Annotated in this window: 14 protein-coding genes and 1 pseudogene; all 15 read right to left on the bottom strand. The window is 62.0% G+C overall.

Annotation, left to right across the window (positions count from 1 at the left end):
• Positions 1-7: 7 nt before the first annotated feature.
• Complete coding sequence (locus ACVWXD_RS04105; protein WP_181643239.1) at positions 8-7,759, bottom strand: hemagglutinin repeat-containing protein; 7,752 nt, start codon at positions 7,757-7,759, stop codon at positions 8-10.
• A gap of 24 nt (positions 7,760-7,783) precedes the next feature.
• Entirely contained in the window at positions 7,784-8,305 is a 522-nt protein-coding gene (locus ACVWXD_RS04100; RefSeq protein ID WP_032887925.1) for a toxin-activating lysine-acyltransferase, read from the bottom strand.
• An 11-nt stretch (positions 8,306-8,316) separates the two neighbouring features.
• Positions 8,317-9,984, bottom strand: coding sequence for a ShlB/FhaC/HecB family hemolysin secretion/activation protein (locus ACVWXD_RS04095; protein WP_032887923.1), 1,668 nt, complete (start codon positions 9,982-9,984; stop codon positions 8,317-8,319).
• 267 nt (positions 9,985-10,251) lie between these two features.
• On the bottom strand, positions 10,252-10,644 hold the full coding sequence (locus ACVWXD_RS04090; RefSeq protein WP_032887921.1) for a DUF2802 domain-containing protein: 393 nt from the start codon (positions 10,642-10,644) through the stop codon (positions 10,252-10,254).
• The gene (locus ACVWXD_RS04085; protein WP_032887919.1) at positions 10,645-11,127 is read right to left on the bottom strand and encodes a chemotaxis protein CheW; all 483 of its coding nucleotides are present in this window, start codon (positions 11,125-11,127) and stop codon (positions 10,645-10,647) included.
• 80 nt (positions 11,128-11,207) lie between these two features.
• Positions 11,208-12,008 (bottom strand): CheW domain-containing protein, encoded by an 801-nt coding sequence (locus tag ACVWXD_RS04080; protein WP_457370703.1) that lies wholly within the window; start codon positions 12,006-12,008, stop codon positions 11,208-11,210.
• Positions 12,008-12,796: a ParA family protein gene (locus ACVWXD_RS04075; RefSeq protein ID WP_032887915.1), complete on the bottom strand. Its 789-nt coding sequence runs from the start codon at positions 12,794-12,796 to the stop codon at positions 12,008-12,010. Before ACVWXD_RS04075 ends, ACVWXD_RS04080 begins: the two co-directional genes overlap by 1 nt.
• A gap of 50 nt (positions 12,797-12,846) precedes the next feature.
• Positions 12,847-13,735: pseudogene (motD, locus tag ACVWXD_RS04070) on the bottom strand (flagellar motor protein MotD).
• A 15-nt stretch (positions 13,736-13,750) separates the two neighbouring features.
• Positions 13,751-14,491: a flagellar motor protein gene (locus ACVWXD_RS04065; protein WP_032887912.1), complete on the bottom strand. Its 741-nt coding sequence runs from the start codon at positions 14,489-14,491 to the stop codon at positions 13,751-13,753.
• On the bottom strand, positions 14,491-15,630 hold the full coding sequence (locus tag ACVWXD_RS04060) for a protein-glutamate methylesterase/protein-glutamine glutaminase (protein WP_032887910.1): 1,140 nt from the start codon (positions 15,628-15,630) through the stop codon (positions 14,491-14,493). The genes ACVWXD_RS04065 and ACVWXD_RS04060 overlap by 1 nt, the downstream gene beginning before the upstream one ends.
• Positions 15,631-15,678: 48 nt before the next feature.
• Positions 15,679-17,877 (bottom strand): chemotaxis protein CheA, encoded by a 2,199-nt coding sequence (locus ACVWXD_RS04055; protein ID WP_457370702.1) that lies wholly within the window; start codon positions 17,875-17,877, stop codon positions 15,679-15,681.
• Positions 17,878-17,888: 11 nt separating this feature from the next.
• Complete coding sequence (locus ACVWXD_RS04050; protein ID WP_032887907.1) at positions 17,889-18,677, bottom strand: protein phosphatase CheZ; 789 nt, start codon at positions 18,675-18,677, stop codon at positions 17,889-17,891.
• A gap of 18 nt (positions 18,678-18,695) precedes the next feature.
• Entirely contained in the window at positions 18,696-19,070 is a 375-nt protein-coding gene (locus ACVWXD_RS04045) for a chemotaxis response regulator CheY (RefSeq protein ID WP_160385018.1), read from the bottom strand.
• A 170-nt stretch (positions 19,071-19,240) separates the two neighbouring features.
• A complete protein-coding gene (gene fliA, locus ACVWXD_RS04040; protein ID WP_015885174.1) occupies positions 19,241-19,981 on the bottom strand; it encodes an RNA polymerase sigma factor FliA in 741 nt (246 codons plus the stop codon).
• Positions 19,978-20,811 carry a flagellar synthesis regulator FleN gene (fleN, locus tag ACVWXD_RS04035; protein ID WP_003192912.1) on the bottom strand — a complete coding sequence of 278 codons (834 nt, stop codon included), beginning with the start codon at positions 20,809-20,811 and terminating at the stop codon, positions 19,978-19,980. Before fleN ends, fliA begins: the two co-directional genes overlap by 4 nt.
• Positions 20,812-20,823 lie beyond the last annotated feature (12 nt).

The following is a 20,823-nucleotide window of genomic DNA, read 5'->3' as shown; positions in this document are numbered from 1 at the left end:
TTCTTCCTTATTCTCCGGCGCGCTTAAAGTGTGGAACGCCATCGGTTGAATCTTTCCAGAAGGGCTTGCAGGCGGGCCCTCCATTGCCGTAGCAGTTGTGCACTGTCTTATCGCCGCCAAGCACTTTCAGCCATTCCCATACACGCACGCTGCCGTCCGGGACCGTACCGCCCGTAGCGGGGTTGAACCCTACGAGCGGCAAGCGCGCAACCGGATCGAGATTGTGATTCTGGTAGCGCAGCTCCATCGCCTCGCGCTGTGATTCGGAGCTCACCCCTGAACGACTCTGTAAGACCCCTAACAACGAGTCGGCCTTCTGCACGCTGTAGGCAGCACCGAAGAAGTTCATCGACGTTTTGCCGAGAATGCCCACGTTGGCCGGATCACGGGCCAGCGACTCCATGGCGCTGCCAGTGGTCAACGTGCCCCGGCTGTGACCATCGATGTGCAACCCGCTCTGGCCGAACTGCGTCATGTAGTCTTTGGTTTGCACCGTTGCATTGGACAACCCCCAGAAATCATTCTCCAGATTCTTCTGATAAGCAGCGATCATCAGCTCGGAAGTGAAGTTGTTGGCTTGCTCGAAGTGGATCAAGTATTGCGGCCCGCTATCAGCCGAACTGTGCTGCTCGGCGTATTTGGCCGCACCATCGATATCGTTGAAAATGCCATTGTTGGCGATATGCACTTTGCCGTCCGGCCCTTTCTTGAGGTTCATTTTCTCTTCGTCGCTCAGTTCGCGACGTTGAACTTTGCCCTCCTTGTCCTTCGAGACCTCATACACCCGCGCCTTCTCGATAAAGATCTTGCGATACGCCTCATCCGCCAGCAGCGAGACCTGATGATAGAACTCACGCTTGATCTCCTGCTCAGCCGCTACCTTGCGCCCCATTTCCGCCACATCCAACCGTCCCACGGCGACATGGGCGGCCTCGGTGTTGCGGTTCAGGTTGGCAATTGTCTGGTCAACCGTCATGCCGCCAACCACACGCTGGCGCTCGGCATTGGTGATCACCAAGGTGCCGGCGCTGATCGCGCTGCGGGTGTCGCTGTCGGCGGAGTCGGAGTCCGAGCCGTTGTTGATGCTGTTGGCGAGCAGCGCCTTGGCCGTGCCCAGTTTGCCGTCGAGCATGTCCGAACTCAGGTCGACGCCTGAAGTTTTGGCGCTGGCTTCGGACACGTTGTGGATGTCGGACACCGTCAGCGTGCCGGTGGTCAGGCTGTTTTTGCCGTCGGCAATGGCCTTGTCGGAACTGGCGATCACGCCACCCTTGAGGTCGGTATTGCCGCGCACGTTGATGTCGAAACCACCGTCGCCGGCACGTATGCCCGATTGTTCGATCACGCTGGCAAAGTTGGACTTCTGCTTGGCGTTGGTGGAGCTGAAGCTAGCGGTCGCCGCACCGGCACAGACCGGCGGGATACAGATGCTGATCCCAGCGCTCATGCTCTTCTGCTCGGACGCGAAGGTGCTGGTGTCCTGCAGGCTCTCGACATTCAGGTCGCCGCCGATATCGGCCTTGACCGTCTCACCCGACACCACCGCACCACGCAGGGTGGTGTCCTTACCGGAAATCAGACTGACCTCTTTGCCAGCAGTCACGTGGGTATTGCTCCACACCAAGTCATTGCCATCGGCATTGCCACGGCTCTGAGAGGCGGACGCGTTGAAGCTCAGACCGTTTTTCTCGCTACCAAACGAGATGCCGATGCCAAGGCTGCCGTTGACGCTTTTGTTGGTGCTGTGTTGCTCGATGGTGTTCTGCGCACCCGCCAGCAGGATGTTGCCGTCAGCTTTCAACAACGCATTGTTGCCCGCCGTGATCTCACTGCCCTGCACGGTCAGGTTGTTGTTGCGCGTGCCGCCCGAGGATACGATCGTCACATCCCCTCCCGCCGCGACCGTCGAAGCGGCTGCGGTGTTGCTGGTCTGCTCGCTTTTGCTCTCGCTCTTGTTCATGCCCAGGGCAATGCTCAAGTTGATACCGCCCGCCGCCGCCGGGTCGGCCATGACCTGAGTGTGCGCATCGCTGGCGGCCCACACAGTACTCAGCGCCGCCAAAGTTTTCATACGTTTGTCATCGGTACGTTCAGCGGCTTTGTTCATGCGCTGGCCGGTCTGTACCGCACTCACGATCGGGTTGGTCAGGGTCAGGCTCACGCCGGTCTGCTTGAAGCGCTGCTCCTGCTGCTGCGCACTGAGGTTGCGCGCTTCGAGGATATTGACCTCGGACGCGTCGATCGACACATCGCCATTGGGCGCGTTCACATTGCTGCCCACCTGACGGTATTCGCCGCCGGCGCTGATCAGCACGTTGCCGTCGGTTGCGCCAATGTTGCTCGCGGCCGCCGTAGTCTGCTGACTACTGTCTTTATTGGTCTGTTGCTTGGAACCAACGGTGACGGCAATGGCGCCCCCGCTGAACATACCGCTGGTCTTCACATCCTTCATGTGTTTTTCGTCAAGTTGCTCGGTGGCTGCCAATACCTTGATGTCGTTGCCCGCCGCCAGCACCGTGCCCGATGTGGAAACCACGTTGCTACCCGTAATCGTGATGTTGTTGCCGGCCTGCATCACCGCCTGCTCGCCACTGAAGGTCGAGGCCTGTGCGGTGGTCTGGCTGACCGTGTCGCGGGTGGTGGTGGTCTTGCTCGAAAACATCCCGTTGCTGCCCTTGACCTTGTGCGCTTCGTCGGCGCTGTTGAAGCGCTCGCCGGCCTCGACATTGATGTCGCGCACCGCACTCACAGCAACAGCCCCCGCGTCGCTGTTGACCATCGCCCCGCGCACCTGCACGTCACGCCCGGCGCCCACGCGAACATCGCCGTTGGCCTGCACCGAACTGCCGACTTCATTGCGTCCGGCTTCCTTGCGCCAGTTGTCGCCATCCCACTGGTTGGACTGGGTGTAGGACTCTTTCACTGTAGTCAGGGTGATGTCGTTGCCCGCCACCAGCGACGTCTTGCCGCCGACGCCGGTGTTGCTCACTTGCGCGGCTTGCAGGTTGATATCGTTGCCGGCGGTGGCAATCAGGTTCGCCGCCGGTGCCGACACGTACAACCCCGCCACCCGCGACAAGCCGGTGCGGGTGCCCTGATCGCTCTCGCTGTCGGTGGTGACCGAGCGCACATTGATGTCGTTGCCGGCGCTCAGGGCCAGACGGCTGTTGGCGCTGATCAGGCCGCCGATGTTGTTGATGTCCTGGCTGGCGGTCAGGGCCACGTCGTTGCCCTGGATACGGCCGCCGAGGTTGTCGAGGTTCTGCACGCTGATGTTCACGCCATCGCGCCCGGACAGGCTGCCGGAGTTCACCAGATCACCGCGCACATCAAGGTTCAACGTGCGCCCAGCCATCAGTGCGCCGGAGCCATCCAGATCACCTTCGCGAACCCGCACATAGACTTGCGGCACGAGCACCTGACGGACTTCACCGCTCGCCAGCGTGACGTCCTTGGACACCAGCCAGACGATGTCGCTGGTCAACTGCGCCATTTGTTCGGCGGTCAGGGCGACACCAGGAATCAGTTTCCACTGATCCGCCAGGGTCACGGCGCTGTCGATCATGCCGCGATACTGTTCCTCATCACTGGCGTAGCCGTCGAGAAAGCGCCGGCCGGTGAGTTGCGCGATTTGCTCACGGATCAGCTTCTGTTCGTAGAAGCCGTCGCCGAGACGCTGCTGCGTGGCCGCCGGGTCGAGGTTCAGGCGCCCGAGCATGTAGTCCGAAGACAACCACTTGCGGTAGTTAGCGAAGCGCGGGTCGGTCTCCACCAGATAACCGGCGGTGCTGTTCGGGTTGGTCTGGAACAGGCTGCTGTTGGGCAGGTCGGGGTTGAAACCACCCGTGCGGATCTGCTCCACCGCGCCTGCCGCGTCCAGTTGGGTCAGTGCCTTCACTTCACTGATCGGGCTCACGGCGTGGGTGCGGCCAGCGCCCGCCAGCTCACCGGTACCCGCAGTGCTGTCGGTAACGTTGGCCAGAACCAGCGCGCCAACCTGGGTGCCGCTGCCGTTGATGGCCGCGTACTCGGTGTACACCGTGGGTTTAAGGGAGATCTGCTCGATCAGCGGCGCCGGCGTATAACCGGTCAGGCCGACGCCCTGGCGGTCACGGCCCTTGCGCTGGATGCGATAGTAATTGGCCACGCTGCCGTTGTCGGCCGTGACCCGTTCGCCGGTCACTTCGGTGTTGATCACTTGGCCGATGCTGCCGTTGAGCGCCTGCCCGGCAATGATCCGGCTCTTGTCGTTGAGCACCTGGTCGGCGATCAACGTGAGGTTGCCACCGGCAAGCATCTGCGCAGGGTCGGAGCTGACAATTTGCGTCTCGGTGACGCTGCGTGTGTAGTCATAGCGGTTCCAGCGCGTGCCGTAGCCTTCCGGCGTGACCAGGTGCAGCACCTCGTCGTTGTACAGCGAGATCTGGTCCGGCGTGTAACGGTTGGTCGAGCCCGACAGCAGGTACTCCTGCAGCACTTGGTTGGACACCAGCACGCGGTCGGTTGCGAAGTGTTCGTTGGTGTTGTTGATCTGCTTGGCGTTGACGCTCAGATGGCCCAGCGCTTCGACGGTGGCGCTCGCATTGTTGAGCACCTGTGCCTGGCCGCTGGCCTGGTCGTTGGCGTCAAGCAAGCCGCCGATCACCGTATCGCCGGCGCTGAAGATCAATCCGTGCTCACGGTTGTTGATGACCTGAGCGCCGATATCCAGGCGGTTGCGTGCCGCGATGGTCGCCGCCGTTGCGCCTTCGAGGATGTTGTTGAGCGTACCGGCGGTGATCGACAAATGATCACCGTAGAGGCGCCCGGTGCCGAGGTTGTTCAGGGTCGAAGCACTGAGGCGGGTCGTCTCGCCGTCGACCACGCCACGGTTGTCGAATTGGTTGACCGCGTTGGCCTGCACACGCCGCCCACTGATCACGCCGTTGGCACCGTTGTCGATAGCGCCGGCATCCACGCGCACCAGCGCGCCGGACTGCACCGCCCCCTGGTTGGTCATCGTGCCGCCAGTCTGCAGCGACAGGTCGCCGTTGCTCTGCACCAGGCCGCTGTTGATGAAGTTTTGAGTCAACCGGAAGGTCAGGTCGCCGAGGCTTTGGACCTTGCCGGCGCCGCTGTAATTGGCACTGTCGAGCAACACGGACTGGCCCCCAATCAGGGTGCCCGCGCCGTTGTTGATGGCCAGGCTTTTCTGCGCCGGGTTGCGATCGGCCAGGGTCAGCACGCTGCCCGCCGAAAGGATGCCCGCGTCGTTGTCCACGCTGCCGCTGCCCTTCACGTTCAGCGTGGTGTCGGACACGATTGAGCCAGCGCGGTTGGTCAGCGTATCGGTGTCGAGATCGACGCTCTGGCCCTTGATGCCCTGGTTCGCGCCCTGGGTCGCGCTGTTGTCCACGCTCGCGGCGGTCAGCAACAGATGCCCGTCGGCGCGCAACAAGCCCGCCTGGTTGCTCAGTTGCTGGGCGTTGATGTCCAGGGTGCGCGCGCTGCCGATAAAGCCTTGGTCGTTGAACACTTGACCGGCGCGCACGGTGACGTCGCGCTGGCCGAGGATGCCGCCGGTGCTGCCGGAATTGCGGTTGCTCAGCTGTTGGCCGTGGGTATCCACGCGCAGGTCCGACTTGGCCTGCATGATGCCGCCGTCGTTGATCAACGCGCCGCTGTCGACGCTCAGCGTGTCGCTGGCGTTAACGGTGCCTGCACTGTTGTCGAGTTGCTGGCCCTGGGTATTGAGCAGCAGTTGCGCGCCGGTGATCACCCCACCTTGGTTGTTCAGGCCGAGTGCATTGAGGGTCAGCGCCTTGGCTGCCTCCAGACGCCCGCCACGGTTGTCGAGCACGCTAGTGTCGCTGTTGAGGATCAGGTCGGCGGCCACCGAACCGAGGGTACCGCCCTGGTTCTGCAGGCTGTCGGCCTTGACCGTCAAGGTTTGCGTGGCCGCGACGGTGCCATTGGCGTTGTTCAACTGCGCGGCCTTGATCCCCAGCGCACCGCCGGCAGTGATCTGCCCGCTGCTGTTGTCCAGGGTGCCGCCGTTGAGGGTCAATTGCGCGGCGGTGACCAGCTTGCCCTTCTGATTGTTCAGGTGCTGGCGCGCGGTGACGGACAAGTCGCCAAGGCCACCCGACTGCACCAGGCCATCCGCGTTGTTCAGGGTGTCAGCGCTGACGACGAGGGCGCCACCGCTGGACAGCGTACCGCCACTGTTGTCGAGGCTGCGCGCGACGGTCATCTGCATACCGTTGCTGCCGGTCTGCACCCACTTGCCGCCGACGTTGGACAGGTCCAGCGCGGTCACGCTGATCTGTGCAGCGCCTACCTGTGCAGCATCGCTGAGCACGCCCTGGTTAGCGTCGGCCGTGAGGGCGCGGCCGGCGGTGACGCGGCTGCGACGCAAGTCGAGATTGCCGGCGGTGCTGGTCAACTCAACGGTCTGGGCGGACGTCTGGCTGTCACTCAGGTCGACCTGGGCGGCGCTGGCCTTGAGGGTCTGCGCGGCGAGGTTCTGGCCTTTGGCGGTCAAGGTGCCAGCCGAGGTCAGCGTCAGCGAACCGCTGCTGCCGAGCTTGCCGGTACTGTCCACGCCCGCGGCCAATGCGGAACCTGCGTGGCTGCGAATAGCCGAATTGGCGCCGGTGGCGGTCAGCGCGGCATTGCCCTGGGCGGACACGATGCCACGGTTGTCGATATCACCAGCGGTGTGCACGGCCAGGTTGCCTTGGGCGTACAGCGTGCCGTCGTTGTCGATGCCCTTGTCGGCGCGGGCGGTCAAATCGGTGGCGCTGCTGATCTGGCCGTGGTTTTCGATCCGGCCGTCGGTGCCGATCACCACTTCACCGGCGCTGGAGCCGATCTGCCCGGCATTGCGCACGCCCACGCCTGCGCCATTGCCGACCAAGGTGATCTTGCCCGCGTACATGCCGCCCAACTGCGCCACGTCGATGGCGACGGTTGGCGTGTCGGTCGGTGCCGCGCCGGTGGTGCCGGCCTTGATGGTCAAGTCTTTGGACCAGATGCCCGCGTTCACCTCGACCGTGCGCGCGATGATTTCGGTGTAGTCGGCGCGGCTGGTGTCCATGCCTTCGCCGCCGATGCTGATCTTGCCGCCCGAGACTTCATAGCCGCTGATCAGGCCGTTCTCGAACTGCGCGCGCCCGGTGGTCAGGGTCGCGCGGTCGGCGTTGATAAACCCGCAGCCTTCACAGGTGATGCCCGATGGGTTGGCAATTACCACCTGCGCCTTGGAGCCCCCCACTTCGACAAAGCCGCGCAACTGACTAGGGTTGCTCGAATTGACCTCGTTGAGAATCACCCGTGCGCTGCCGTTGGCCAGGTTGCGGTTGCCTTCGATCCACCCGCCCAGTTGAGTCTGGCTGTTGGTCACGCCGTTGTTGAGGATCACCCCGCGCTTGTCCACGTCGAACTGGGTGTAGGTGTTGCGCGACACGCCCGCGCCGCTTGGCCGGGTGATGTCCACCACCGTGGTGCCGTTGCCGGCGGCGCCGATGGTCGGGCGCTGGCCCGCCGGCGCGGAGCCATCGACCACCACCTGCGCTTGTACCGGCGCCGCCAGCGCGACCCAGCCCATGCCCAGCATCAGCGCAAACCGCAGCGGCGTCAGCGTGGCAACCGCCGTACCCGGGCGCGCTACGGCGCCGGTCGTGCCGGGAGCCTTGCACGCGCTCTTGACGTTTTCGGCCACCACCATCAGCAGGCCGCGAGCCTGGTTGAAAACAATTCGATACAGATGCTTATTCATGCAAGTCCTTTGCGCGGTGGCTGATCAGAGCGCGTCGCTGGGTAACGGGTGAGTGGCAAACCAGGCTTGCGCCTCCAGGTCCAGGACGGCGATACCCTGGAAATTCATGACGCGCAGTCCGCGCTCATCGCCTCGGTGGTACAGCGAACGGAAGATCCGCCCGGGCCACAGCCGCCGTCGCAACAGGCCGCTGACTCGTCGGGTATGCCCGAACGGCGCGACCCAGTCGTTGATCCACAGGCGGTCGCCGCTGTCCCAGTCCGCGGCAGGCAGGCAGACGGCTGGTTCGCGCAGGTAGCGCGCCTCGGCCTCGGCACTGAGGTTGAGCCACGACAGGAAAAACACCGGGCGCCCCGCTTCGCTGATCAGGATGAACTGACGGCGCTTGATCGCCGGCAGCAACAGGGTCGACAGGCTGTGCAATGGCGCATCGCGATGCGCCGCCGAGTGCATCCACAACCACACCGCCGAACCCAGCACCTGGGCTTCGTCGATGGGACTGTCGGGCCCGGTGGGCGCGAGCACTTCGAGGGTGTCATCCGACATGCTGGTCTCCTTCAAAATGACCAGTTGGCGCTGAAGCCACTGGTCACGTCGGCGGTCTGGAAACCCTTGGGTTTTTCCAGAGGTTTGCCGGTGTAGATGTCATAGGAAAACTGCTTGTAGCCGCCGCGCAGGCCTACCACCGCACCGGCCAGGCGGCGACCCAGCAAGTACTCGGTGGAATGCCCGCCAACCTGGCCGTAATCCACGCCCAGATAGAGCTCCTGACCGGTGTTGCCCAGGCTCAGGCCGAGGTCGTTGCTGAAGGTCCAGCCGCGTTCCGCCGACAGAATCTGCTCGCCATCAAAGCCGCGCACGGTGTAGCGCCCACCGATTGAAAAGCGGTCCTGGGGAATCAGCGGCGTGCGGTTCCATTGCCCGCGCCAGCCGCCGATGTAACGCAGCTTCTGCTGGCCGACGCTGAACGGCACTTGCAATTGCGCGTTGGCGGTAATGATCTGCGAGCGCGACGTGCCTTCGCCGTTTTCTTCCTCGGGCGCGCGCAAGGCATCGCGCGCACCGGTGCCACGGCGATAGCCGACGCCAAGGTCGAGGGTGTTCGCACCGATAAATTCACGGTGATTGATCCCGGCCTGCCAACCGGCCATGCGCCGGCGCTGAAATTCGATTTCGGTGTCTTCGATGTAGTTGCTGGAGGTACGGCTCCAGCCACCGAGGGACACGGTGGTCTTACGCACCGCGTCGCGATAGATCACGCGCGACAGCTGCACCTCATTGGTCCGGCTGCGGCCGCTGTAGGAATACGCCTGGTTAACCCCGGCGATCGTCTGGTGGTAGTCGTATTCGCTGGAGGTCAGGCTCAACTGCCAATAGTCGTAGGGCACCGAGTAGTGAATGGTGTGGCCCTTGGACCCACGGTCGCCGCTTTCGCCGCCGCCGAGGTCGTGGTTGAAGCTGATGTAGAACAGGTCGTTGAGGGTCGCCAGGTTATCCAGCGACAGCGCGACGTTGCCCTGGTACTTGCCGGTCTGCTTGCTGCCGGAGTCGTCCACCGACAGGCTGACCCGTACGGGCACGGCCTGCTTCCAGGCGATTACCACATCGCTTTCACCTGGCTGCGCATCGGCGCCTTCGGCGGGAGTGATCTGTACGTCGGCTTCGGCGGTGGGCACGCGCTTGAAGTTTTCCAGCGCCTGTTCGATGTCGCGCAGGTTCAGCACATCGCCATCGGACGCGGGCATCGCATTCCAATAGTTGGCGCGGGCCGAGGTGCCGGCGGCAAAACGGATGTGTTTGATCCGGCCGGGCACCACCACCAGCGACAGGGTGCCCTGATTCAAGTCCTGGGCCTGGGCCAGCACGCGGGTGGTAATAAAACCTTTGGCGATGATCGCATTCTGGATGCGCTTCATGGTCAGGTTGATCCCGCGCGCGCCAACACAACGCCCTTGCACCGGATCATCGGACGGGTTGGCGGCACGCAGGGCCCACTGGAAATCCTCGGCCTGGTCGCCACTGAGCACCACGCGGTCGATCTTGAAGCACGGCGTTTCATCACGCGGCAGGCGCAGGCTGGCTTCGGTGTCTTGGGGCGCTTGCAGGCGAACGTCGGGCGACGGTTCCAGCTGCTCGCGTTGTGCACGCTCGCGCTGTTGCTGCTGGATCAATTGCTGGGCCGGCGCTTGCGGCTCGGCCGCAAACGCAGCCGCGCTGGCTAGCAAACCAACTGCAGTACAGGTGGAAACGCACGACTGCAGCAAAACTGATGGTTTTGTTCTAGATACAGCGACGAGAGACATTTCGCATCCTTGTGAGTGAAACTTCCTACATGCGCAGGCTTTGTCACCACAACGACACAAAAGTGCCCCAGCAAAACATGGCACTGTGACTTGATTCGCAAAAGCGGCCACTGCAGACCGCCAGGACTGTCACATTGCAACGCTCTAACTCAAGGGTTATAGCGGTTTTTCAGGTGTAAAAATTAATCCTCAGTTTTTGTGCAATTTGCTCATCAATTGCGCCTCAGCCTGAGTCAAACCGCAGGATTGGGTCAGTTCATCCACCGTCGCGCCCATGCCCACCAGCTTCGCTGCCTGGGCAAACGACAGGCTCGCAGGGTCGCGCTGCTCAATCTGCGCCAGCTTGTCCGGCAACGGCGCGAGGATGGCGCGCAGTTCATGCACCTCATCCCCGACCCTCACCGCACTTTGCTGGAAGTGATCGACCCGCTTGACCAGCTCCAGAATGCGCCGGTCGCGCAGCGCATCGCGCTCGGCCTGTTGCATGGCCAATTCTCGCTGCTGGCGCACATAGCGCAGCATAAACGCCAGCGTCCCGGCCCACAGCAGGGCCAGGACAATCACTGCTGCTTCAAGGAACAATCAGATGTTCTCCAGATCCGACCACTCTTCTTCGCTCATCATCTTGTCCAGCTCAACCAGAATCAGCAGTTCGTTGTTCTTGTTGCACACGCCCTGAATGAACTTGGCTGATTCCTCGTTACCCACGTTCGGCGCGGTTTCCACTTCCGATTGGCGCAGGTAAACCACTTCGGCCACGCTGTCGACCATGATCCCGACCACTTGCTTGTCGGCTTCGATGATGACGATGCGGGTGTTGTCGCTGACTTCGACGGTATCCAGGCCAAAACGCTGGCGGGTGTCGATCACCGTCACCACGTTGCCGCGCAGGTTGATGATGCCCAGCACGTAGCTCGGCGCACCTGGAACCGGGGCGATCTCGGTGTAGCGCAGCACTTCTTGCACGCGCATCACGTTAATGCCGTAGGTTTCGTTGTCCAGTTTGAAGGTAACCCATTGCAGGATCGGATCATCCAAACCTTGTGCAGATGCTGACTTATTCATACCCATGACCCCTTCAAATGCCGTTACGAACGGCGTGTGTGCTTCGTCGACCGCACTCGCGTGCGGCCCTTATTGTTCAATCAACTGCGTATGTTCACGGGCATCGACTTGACGGCACCGCTGGCGATCAACTCGGCCAGTTCGGCGACGTCGAGCAACGCGCACATGTGTTCGATTACAGTGCCCGCCAACCAAGGCCGCTGGCCCCGGTGGCTGCGCCATTTGATTTCGTTAGGGTCCAGGCGCAACGAGCGGCTGACTTGATGCACCGCCAGCCCCCACTCGTAACCCTGCACCGAGATCACGTATTGCAGGCCTTGGCGGAAGTCGTCGCGGTAGCGATCGGGCATCACCCAGCGCGCGGTGTCCAGCACCTTGAGATTACCGGCCTGGCTCGGCAGGATTCCGAGGAACCACTCCGGTTGCCCGAACAGCGGCGTCAGTTCCTGGCCGGACAGGGAGTAGATCGAGCCCAGGCACACCAGCGGCACCGCAAGGGTCAAGCCGGCGACGTCGAACAGCAGGCATTCGAAAGGCTCCGCCGCCCAGGCGGGACGACCATCGCCGCTCACGGGCGGCGGCGTAATATTCGGTGGCAGGTGCACTTCCACCACGGGCTCGACCACCACCGGCGCGACGGGCATGACCACTGGGACGGCGACCGGCACGATCACCGGCGCGACGTAGGCATCACGCGCCTGCTCTTCCAATACGGCCAACTGGAACTCATCCAGGGTACTGGACGACGGTTCTTCTACCGCAGGTTCCAGGACCAGGATCGGTTCCGGCAATTCTTCTGCGGTGGCTTCCTGCAACAAGGCATCCAGGTAGGATTCCAGTGCCAGTTGCGGCCGGGTCTTGAGTTCGACAGGACGATTCATCACGCCACCTGCGCAACAAGCTGCTGGGACAGCAGGTGCTTGAGCAATGCGCGGTAGGCCAACACACCACGGCTTTTACCGTCGAACTGCGAAGGCGTCAGCCCGGCGCGGCTGGCATCGCGCAGGCGCGTGTCCACCGGGATGTAGCCGTTCCAGATGGTCTGCGGATAGGCGTCACGCAATACGCGCAACGTGCCCAGGGACGCCTGGGTACGGCGATCGAACAAGGTCGGCACGATGCTGTACGGCAGCGCCTGTTTACGCGAGCGGTTGATCATCGCCAGGGTGCTGACCATGCGTTCCAGGCCTTTGACCGCCAGGTGCTCGGTCTGCACCGGGATCACCAACTGCTGGCTGGCCGCCAAGGCATTGACCATGAGCACGCCGAGCAACGGCGGGCTGTCGATGATCGCGTAATCGAAGTCCTGCCACAGTTGCGCCAGGGTCTTGGCGATCACCAGGCCCAGGCCGCTCTGCCCCGGCGACTGGCGCTCAAGGGTGGCCAGCGCGGTGCTGGACGGCAGCAGGGAAATGCTCTCGTTACTGGTCGGCAACAGCAGTTGGCCGGGCAAGTCGCTCGGCACGCTGCCCTTGTGCAGGAACAGGTCATAGTTGCTGTGCTCCAGCGCGTCCGGGTCGTAACCGAAATAGCTGGTCATCGAGCCGTGGGGGTCGAGGTCGACCACGACCACACGCTTGCCCGCCTCGGCCAGCAAGCCGGCTAAAGCGATGGAGGTGGTGGTCTTGCCGACTCCACCTTTTTGATTGGCAACTGCCCAGACTCTCATTCGGATGGTTCCTCCCGGTGGGCACGTGCGCGACCGAGACATTGCATAGGTTATTGAGCCGGTGACGGAGAATTGACGGCACTCTGCCGAACCGGCGGCTTTGCAGGGGCCGGTGCAGTTTGTGTGCCAGCGCGCCTCAAGGCCGCATCCGGTGTTGCATTGGCGGTGCCGGTGCCGGTCAGGCTACGGCGCACATCCAGGTTGCGTGAGACGACCAACACCACCCGACGGTTGCGCGCGCGGCCTTCCAGGGTGGCGTTATTGGCCACCGGCTGGAACTCGCCATACCCCACCGACGCCAGGCGCCCGGGGTTCACACCCTGCATCGCGAGCATGCGCACGATGCTGGCGGCACGGGCCGAGGACAGCTCCCAGTTGGTCGGGTACTGCGCGGTGCTGATCGGCACATTGTCGGTAAAACCTTCGACGTGGACGGGGTTTTCAAACGGTTTGAGGATCGCCGCCACCTTGTCGATGATGGTGAACGCCTGGTCGCTGGGCAACGCATCGGCACTGGCGAACAGCAGGCTGGAATTGAGCTCGATCTCCACCCACAACTCATTGCCGCGCACGGTCATCTGGTTGGAGCTGATCAGGTCGCCAAACGCGGCACTGATGTCATCGGCGATGCTTTTCAGCGGATCGCTGGTGCCGCCCACGCCGGCAGCGGTTTCGTCGCTGTCGTTGACCAGCGGCTTGGCCGGGGGTGACGCTCTTGGGCCGCTCTTCGCCAATGGGGATCGGCTTGAGCGAACGGTCGGCGTCGTTGAACACGCCGATCAGCGCCTGGGAAATGACTTTGTACTTGCCTTCGTTGATCGACGAGATGGAGTACATCACCACGAAAAATGCGAACAGCAAGGTGATGAAGTCCGCATAGGACACCAGCCACCGCTCGTGGTTGACGTGTTCCTCAGGCTCGCGACGGCGACGGCTCATTGGCATTACTCCCCATCAATCCATGAAGCCCTGAAGCTTCAATTCGATGGAGCGCGGGTTCTCGCCCTCGGCAATCGAGAGAATGCCTTCGAGCAGCATCTCGCGGTAACGGGACTGGCGCATGGCAATGGATTTGAGCTTGCTCGCTACCGGCAACAGCACCAGGTTGGCACTGGCCACACCATAGATAGTCGCGACGAACGCCACGGCGATGCCGCTGCCCAATTGCGAAGGGTCGGCCAGGTTGCCCATCACGTGGATCAGGCCCATGACTGCACCGATGATGCCGATGGTCGGCGCGTAGCCGCCCATGCTTTCAAAGACTTTGGCGGCGTTGATGTCGCGGCTTTCCTGGGTGTAGAAATCCACTTCCAGGATGCTGCGGATCGCTTCCGGCTCGGCACCGTCGACCAACAACTGCAGGCCTTTACGCGAGTAGCTGTCGGGCTCGGCATCGGCCACGCCTTCCAGGCCCAGCAGGCCTTCCTTGCGTGCGGTGAGGCTCCAGTTGACCACCCGGTCGATGCCACCGGCCAAGTCGACACGTGGCGGGAAGATGATCCAGATCACGATCTGCATCGCACGCTTGAACGAGCTCATCGGTGACTGCAACAACGCAGCGCCCACGGTGCCGCCAATCACGATCAGCGCCGCCGGGCCGTTGGCCAGGGCGCCGAGGTGGCCGCCTTCGAGGTAGTTGCCGCCGATAATGGCGACAAACGCCATGATGATGCCGATCAGGCTCAATACATCCATCAGAGGCAGGCCTCCACCAGATGCTTGCCGATGTCGTCCAGGCTGTAAACGGCGTCGGCCAGGTCAGCCTTGACGATGGCCATGGGCATGCCATAGATCACGCAACTGGCTTCGTCCTGGGCCCAGATCGCACTGCCGCCCTGCTTGAGCAGGCGCGCGCCTTCACGACCGTCGGCGCCCATGCCGGTGAGCACCACCGCCAGAACTTTGTCACCGTAGGACTTGGCCGCCGAACCGAAGGTAATGTCCACGCACGGCTTGTAGTTGAGGCGCTCGTCACCCGGAAGGATTTTGATCGCGCCACGGCCATCGACCATCATCTGCTTGCCGCCTGGGGCCAGCAACGCCAGGCCAGGGCGCAGGATGTCGCCATCCTCGGCTTCCTTGACGCTGATGCGGCATAACTTGTCCAGACGCTCGGCAAACGCTTTGGTGAACGCCGCTGGCATGTGCTGGATCAACACAATCGGCGCCGGGAAGTTGGCCGGCAATTGGGTCAATACGCGCTGCAAGGCCACCGGGCCACCGGTGGAAGTCCCAATGGCAACCAGCTTGTAAGCCTTGCGCTTGGGCGCTGGCGAATGGGCATGGGCGGCAGCCGGTGCCGACGTGCGTACCGGCGGCGGCGCAGGCCGGGTAACCGGGGCAGGCGCCGGGCGACTGAACGAGGAACTGGTGGGCGCAGACGGCGCAGCTACCGGCGCCGGGGCGGGTGCTGGGGCGCTGAACAGGCTGCGACGGTTACTGCGGGAAATACTGTGGACTTTCTCGCACAGCAGTTGCTTGACCTTATCGGGGTTGCGCGAGATGTCTTCGAAATTCTTCGGCAGGAAGTCCACCGCACCGGCATCCAGCGCATCGAGGGTCACTCGGGCACCTTCATGAGTCAGCGAGGAGAACATCAATACCGGGGTCGGGCAGCGCTGCATGATGTGCCGAACTGCCGTGATGCCATCCATCATCGGCATCTCGTAGTCCATGGTGATCACGTCCGGCTTTAGCGCAATGGCTTGATCAATCGCCTCTTTACCGTTGGTGGCCGTACCGACCACCTGGATGCTTGGATCGGCGGAAAGAATTTCCGAGACGCGGCGGCGGAAGAAACCCGAATCGTCCACCACCAGGACCTTGACTGCCATAAACACTCCGTTAGGCGGGGCGGGCATTACCGCCCTGCCCCGCCAGAATCAAATACGCCGTGCGGCGTAACGCTTGAGCATGCTCGGAACATCGAGAATCAGCGCGATCCGACCGTCACCGGTAATGGTCGCACCCGACATGCCCGGGGTTCCCTGCAGCATTTTGCCCAAAGGCTTGATGACCACTTCTTCCTGGCCAACCAGTTGATCGACGACAAAGCCGATCCGCTGAGTGCCCACCGAGAGAATCACCACATGGCCTTCGCGCTGCTCCTCATGGGCAGCCGATGCAACCAGCCAGCGCTTGAGGTAGAACAACGGCAGCGCTTTATCACGCACGATCACCACTTCCTGACCGTCCACCACGTTGGTGCGCGACAGGTCGAGGTGGAAGATCTCGTTGACGTTGACCAACGGGAAGGCGAACGCCTGGTTGCCCAGCATCACCATCAGGGTCGGCATGATCGCCAAGGTCAACGGCACCTTGATGACGATCTTGGAGCCCTGGCCCTTGGTCGAGTAGATGTTGATCGAGCCATTGAGCTGGCTGATCTTGGTCTTCACCACGTCCATGCCCACGCCACGGCCCGACACGTCGGAAATCTCGGTCTTGGTCGAGAAGCCAGGGGCGAAGATCAGGTTGTAGCACTCGGTGTCGGTCAGGCGGTCGGCGGCGTCCTTGTCCATCACGCCACGCTTGACGGCGATATTGCGCAAGATCGCCGGGTCCATGCCCTTGCCGTCATCGGTGATCGACAGCAGGATGTGGTCGCCCTCTTGCTCCGCCGCCAGAATCACCTTGCCGCCACGGGACTTGCCCGAGGCTTCGCGTTCTTCAGGGGTTTCGACGCCGTGATCGACAGCGTTGCGCACCAAGTGGACCAGCGGGTCGGCCAGGGCCTCGACAAGGTTTTTGTCGAGGTCGGTTTCTTCACCCACCAGTTCCAGGTTGATCTCTTTCTTCAGCTGGCGCGCCAGGTCACGAACCAGGCGCGGGAAGCGGCCGAAGACTTTCTTGATCGGCTGCATCCGGGTTTTCATCACCGCGGTTTGCAGGTCAGCCGTCACCACGTCGAGGTTCGATACGGCCTTCTGCATGGCTTCATCGCCACTGCTCAAGCCCAGGCGCACCAGGCGGTTACGCACCAGTACCAGCTCGCCGACCATGTTCATGATGTCGTCCAGACGCGCGGTATCAACCCGCACGGTGGTTTCGGCTTCACTGGCGGGTTTTTCCGCCGGTGGTGGCGCAGCCGCACGCGCAGGAGCTGGAGCCGGGGCTGCGGGCTTGGCCGCTGCCACAGGCGCAGCCGCTTTAGCAGCAGCCGGTGCTGCCGTGGCGACTGCAGCCGCTGGGGCGACTTCGCTGAACTTGCCCTTGCCGTGCAAATCATCCAGCAGCGCTTCGAATTCGTGATCAGAGATCAACCCATCGTCCGCAGGCTTGGCACTGGCAGCCGCCGCAGCAGCAGCAGGCGCTGCCGCCACTTCCGGCAGGGCGTCGACCGCAAACGTGCCTTTGCCGTGCAACAGGTCAAGCAAGGCTTCGAATTCGTCATCGGTGATGTCGGTGCTGGCCGGGGCCGCAGGCGCTTCGGCAGCCGCGACAGGCGCCACCGCATCGGCGGCGAACTGGCCTTTACCGTGCAACTGGTCGAGCAGGGATTCGAACTCGGCGTCGGTGATGTCTTCACTGGTCGGTGCCGCTGCCGGGGCAACGGCGGCCGGTGCTTCAGCTTCGGCCTTGACGGCACTGAGGGAGTTGAGCAGTTGTTCGAACTCATTGTCCGTCACATCCGCTTCAGGCTCCGCCACCGGCTCAGGCGCGGCCTCAACCACCGGCGCTGCCGTGGTGTCGGCTGGCTCTGCATAGCGCGCCAGGGCGGCCAGCAGTTCCGGGGTGGCAGCCGTGATCGGGGCGCGTTCGCGAACTTCGCTGAACATGCCGTTGACCGCATCCAGTGCTTCGAGAATCACGTCCATCAATTCCGAATCAACGTGACGCTCACCCTTGCGCAGGATGTCGAACACGTTCTCGGCGATGTGGCAGCACTCCACCAGCTCATGGAGCTGGAGGAAGCCGGCGCCCCCTTTTACAGTATGAAAACCGCGAAAAATTGCATTGAGCAGGTTCGCATCATCCGGTCGGCTTTCCAGCTCGACCAGTTGTTCGGACAGTTGCTCTAAAATTTCGCCGGCCTCTACAAGGAAATCCTGAAGGATCTCTTCATCGGCGCCGAAGCTCATGTGGGTGCTCCTTAGAAGCCTAAACTGGATAACAGGTCATCTACGTCATCCTGACCTGACACAACGTCTTCACGTTTATCGGCATGAATCTGCGGACCTTCACCCTTGGCGAGATGTTTTTGTGGATCTTTTTCAGAGAGGATCGCTTCGCGGTCATGTTCGATGCCGGCAAAACGGTCTACCTGGCCAGCCATGAGCACCAATTTGAGCAAATTGCTTTCCACTTCGGTAACCAACTGGGTTACACGTTTGATCACCTGACCGGTGAGGTCTTGGTAATCCTGGGCCAGCAGAATGTCATTGAGGTTGCTAGAAACAGTGCGGTTTTCCTGTTCGCTGCGCGACAGGAAACCGTCGACCCGACGGGCCAATTCACGAAACTCTTCAGCCCCGACTTCGCGACGCATGAAGCGGCCCCAGTCAACGCTGAGGGCCTGGGCTTCATTGGCCATGCCGTTGACCAGAGGCGTGGCATTTTCCACCAGGTCCATGGTGCGGTTGGCCGCGGCTTCGGTCAGCCTGACCACATAGGACAGGCGTTCGGTGGCATCAGTGATCTGCGAGATTTCTTCGGCCTGGGGCATGTGCGGGTCAATCTGAAAATTGACGATCGCACTGTGCAGCTCGCGTGTGAGCTTGCCCACTTCCTGGTACAGGCCGCGGTCACGGGTCTGGTTGAGCTCATGGATCAACTGCACCGCGTCGCCGAAGTGGCCTTTTTCAAGGCTGTCGACCAACTGGTGAGCATGCTTTTTCAGGGTCGACTCAAAGTCTCCCTGTGACGTTTCTTTATGCTCCATAGCTCCCCCGCGATGGCATTAGCCGTGGATGCGTTCAAAGATCTTTTCGATCTTCTCTTTCAAGGCCTGTGCAGTGAATGGCTTGACTACGTAACCGTTGACCCCGGCCTGGGCGGCTTCGATGATCTGTTCACGCTTGGCTTCGGCGGTCACCATCAACACGGGAAGGCTGCGCAGTTTTTCGTCGGCACGCACGTGGCGCAACAAGTCGATACCGGTCATGCCCGGCATGTTCCAGTCTGTTACCAGAAAGTCGATGCTCCCGCTGTTGAGGATCGGAATCGCCGTAAGGCCGTCATCCGCCTCGACCGTGTTTGTGAACCCAAGGTCACGCAACAGGTTTTTTATGATCCGCCGCATCGTTGAGAAGTCATCAACGATGAGGATTTTCATGTTCTTGTCCAATTCGACCTCCAAGCAGTCTTAAACGCGCCCAGCACCTGGACGCGCCATTTCAATCAACAGGCATTACACAAAAAGGACTGCCGGGGGCACCACGGATCGAACCCACGAAGGCCTATCACCTTCGCGGTATCGCTTTGCAATGCTCCCCACACTGCCTGTCAGCGCGCTCGCCACTCTCCCAAACGCCCCCGCAAGCGGGCTGCGCATTGGCTGTGCAACTGGCTGACACGCGATTCGCTGACCCCCAGGACCTCACCGATTTCCTTGAGGTTCAGCTCTTCGTCGTAATACAGCGCCAACACTAACCGCTCGCGCTCGGGCAAGTTGGCAATGGCGTCCGCCAATGCACCCTGGAAGCGTTCATCTTCCAGGTCGCGTGACGGTTCCATATGCGCGCTCGCGCCGTCCTCGTGCAGCCCTTCGTGTTCGCCGTCCTGCAACAGGTCGTCGAAACTGAACAGGCGGCTGCCCAAGGTATCGTTCAAAATCCCGTAATAATCGTCGAGACTCAATTGGAGTTCGGCCGCAACTTCATGATCTTTAGCGTCGCGACCGGTTTTTGCTTCAATTGCACGAATTGCGTCGCTGACCATGCGCGTATTTCGGTGCACCGAACGCGGCGCCCAATCACCTTTACGCACCTCATCAAGCATCGCGCCACGGATACGGATACCCGCATACGTCTCGAAACTCGCGCCTTTGCTGGCGTCGTATTTGGTCGACACTTCGAGCAAGCCGATCATGCCGGCCTGGATCAGGTCCTCGACCTGCACGCTGGCGGGCAGGCGAGCCAGCAAGTGATAGGCGATACGCTTGACCAGCGGCGCATAGCGCTCAATCAACTCACCCTGACTGTCACGGGCAGATTTCTTGTAGGCGTTGTAGCCATTCGCTGTCATAGCACCGGTCCTGCGCTCGTCTGATGTACCAATCGCTCGACGAAAAACTCCAGATGCCCACGAGGGTTGGCGGGCAACGGCCAGGTATCGACCTTCTGGGCAATAGCCTTGAACGCCAATGCGCATTTGGAACGAGGGAACGCTTCGTAGACTGCACGCTGCTTTTGCACAGCCTTGCGCACGCACTCGTCGTAGGGAACTGCGCCGACGTATTGTAAGGCGACATCGAGGAAGCGATCCGTGACCTTGGTCAACTTGGCGAACAGATTGCGCCCTTCCTGCGGACTCTGGGCCATGTTGGCCAGGACGCGGAAGCGGTTCATGCCGTAGTCACGGTTAAGCAGTTTGATCAGGGCGTAGGCGTCGGTGATCGAGGTGGGTTCATCGCAGACCACCAGCAGGACTTCCTGCGCGGCGCGCACGAAGCTGACCACGGACTCGCCGATCCCGGCGGCGGTGTCGATCACCAGCACGTCGAGGTTGTCGCCGATATCACTGAATGCCTGGATCAGGCCGGCATGCTGCGCCGGGCTCAGGTGCACCATGCTCTGGGTACCGGAGGCAGCCGGCACGATGCGGATCCCGCCAGGGCCCTGGAGCAGCACGTCGCGCAGCTCACAGCGCCCCTCGATCACATCGGCAAGGGTGTGTTTGGGCGTCAGTCCCAGCAGAACGTCGACGTTCGCCAGCCCCAGGTCAGCATCCAGCAGCATGACGCGACGGCCAAGCTCTGCCAGGGCCAGGGACAAATTCACTGACACGTTAGTCTTTCCGACGCCACCTTTGCCGCCGGTCACCGCGATCACCTGTACGGGATGCATGCTGCCCATTTTATTTCTTTA

The sequence above is a fragment of the Pseudomonas sp. TE3911 genome (assembly GCF_054062775.1).
The sequence above is the reverse complement of the archived record's forward strand: the minus strand, read 5'-3'. Positions and strand labels throughout refer to the sequence as shown.

Bases quoted from the DNA above. Each gene is read 5' to 3' on its own strand.
- ACVWXD_RS04105 (WP_181643239.1), bottom strand. From the start codon at position 7,759: ATGAATAAGCATCTGTATCGAATTGTTTTCAACCAGGCTCGCGGCCTG.
- ACVWXD_RS04100 (WP_032887925.1), bottom strand. From the start codon at position 8,305: ATGTCGGATGACACCCTCGAAGTGCTCGCGCCCACCGGGCCCGACAGT.
- ACVWXD_RS04085 (WP_032887919.1), bottom strand. From the start codon at position 11,127: ATGAATAAGTCAGCATCTGCACAAGGTTTGGATGATCCGATCCTGCAA.
- ACVWXD_RS04080 (WP_457370703.1), bottom strand. From the start codon at position 12,008: ATGAATCGTCCTGTCGAACTCAAGACCCGGCCGCAACTGGCACTGGAA.
- ACVWXD_RS04075 (WP_032887915.1), bottom strand. From the start codon at position 12,796: ATGAGAGTCTGGGCAGTTGCCAATCAAAAAGGTGGAGTCGGCAAGACC.
- ACVWXD_RS04065 (WP_032887912.1), bottom strand. From the start codon at position 14,491: ATGGATGTATTGAGCCTGATCGGCATCATCATGGCGTTTGTCGCCATT.
- ACVWXD_RS04060 (WP_032887910.1), bottom strand. From the start codon at position 15,630: ATGGCAGTCAAGGTCCTGGTGGTGGACGATTCGGGTTTCTTCCGCCGC.
- ACVWXD_RS04055 (WP_457370702.1), bottom strand. From the start codon at position 17,877: ATGAGCTTCGGCGCCGATGAAGAGATCCTTCAGGATTTCCTTGTAGAG.
- ACVWXD_RS04050 (WP_032887907.1), bottom strand. From the start codon at position 18,677: ATGGAGCATAAAGAAACGTCACAGGGAGACTTTGAGTCGACCCTGAAA.
- ACVWXD_RS04045 (WP_160385018.1), bottom strand. From the start codon at position 19,070: ATGAAAATCCTCATCGTTGATGACTTCTCAACGATGCGGCGGATCATA.
- fliA (WP_015885174.1), bottom strand. From the start codon at position 19,981: ATGACAGCGAATGGCTACAACGCCTACAAGAAATCTGCCCGTGACAGT.
- fleN (WP_003192912.1), bottom strand. From the start codon at position 20,811: ATGGGCAGCATGCATCCCGTACAGGTGATCGCGGTGACCGGCGGCAAA.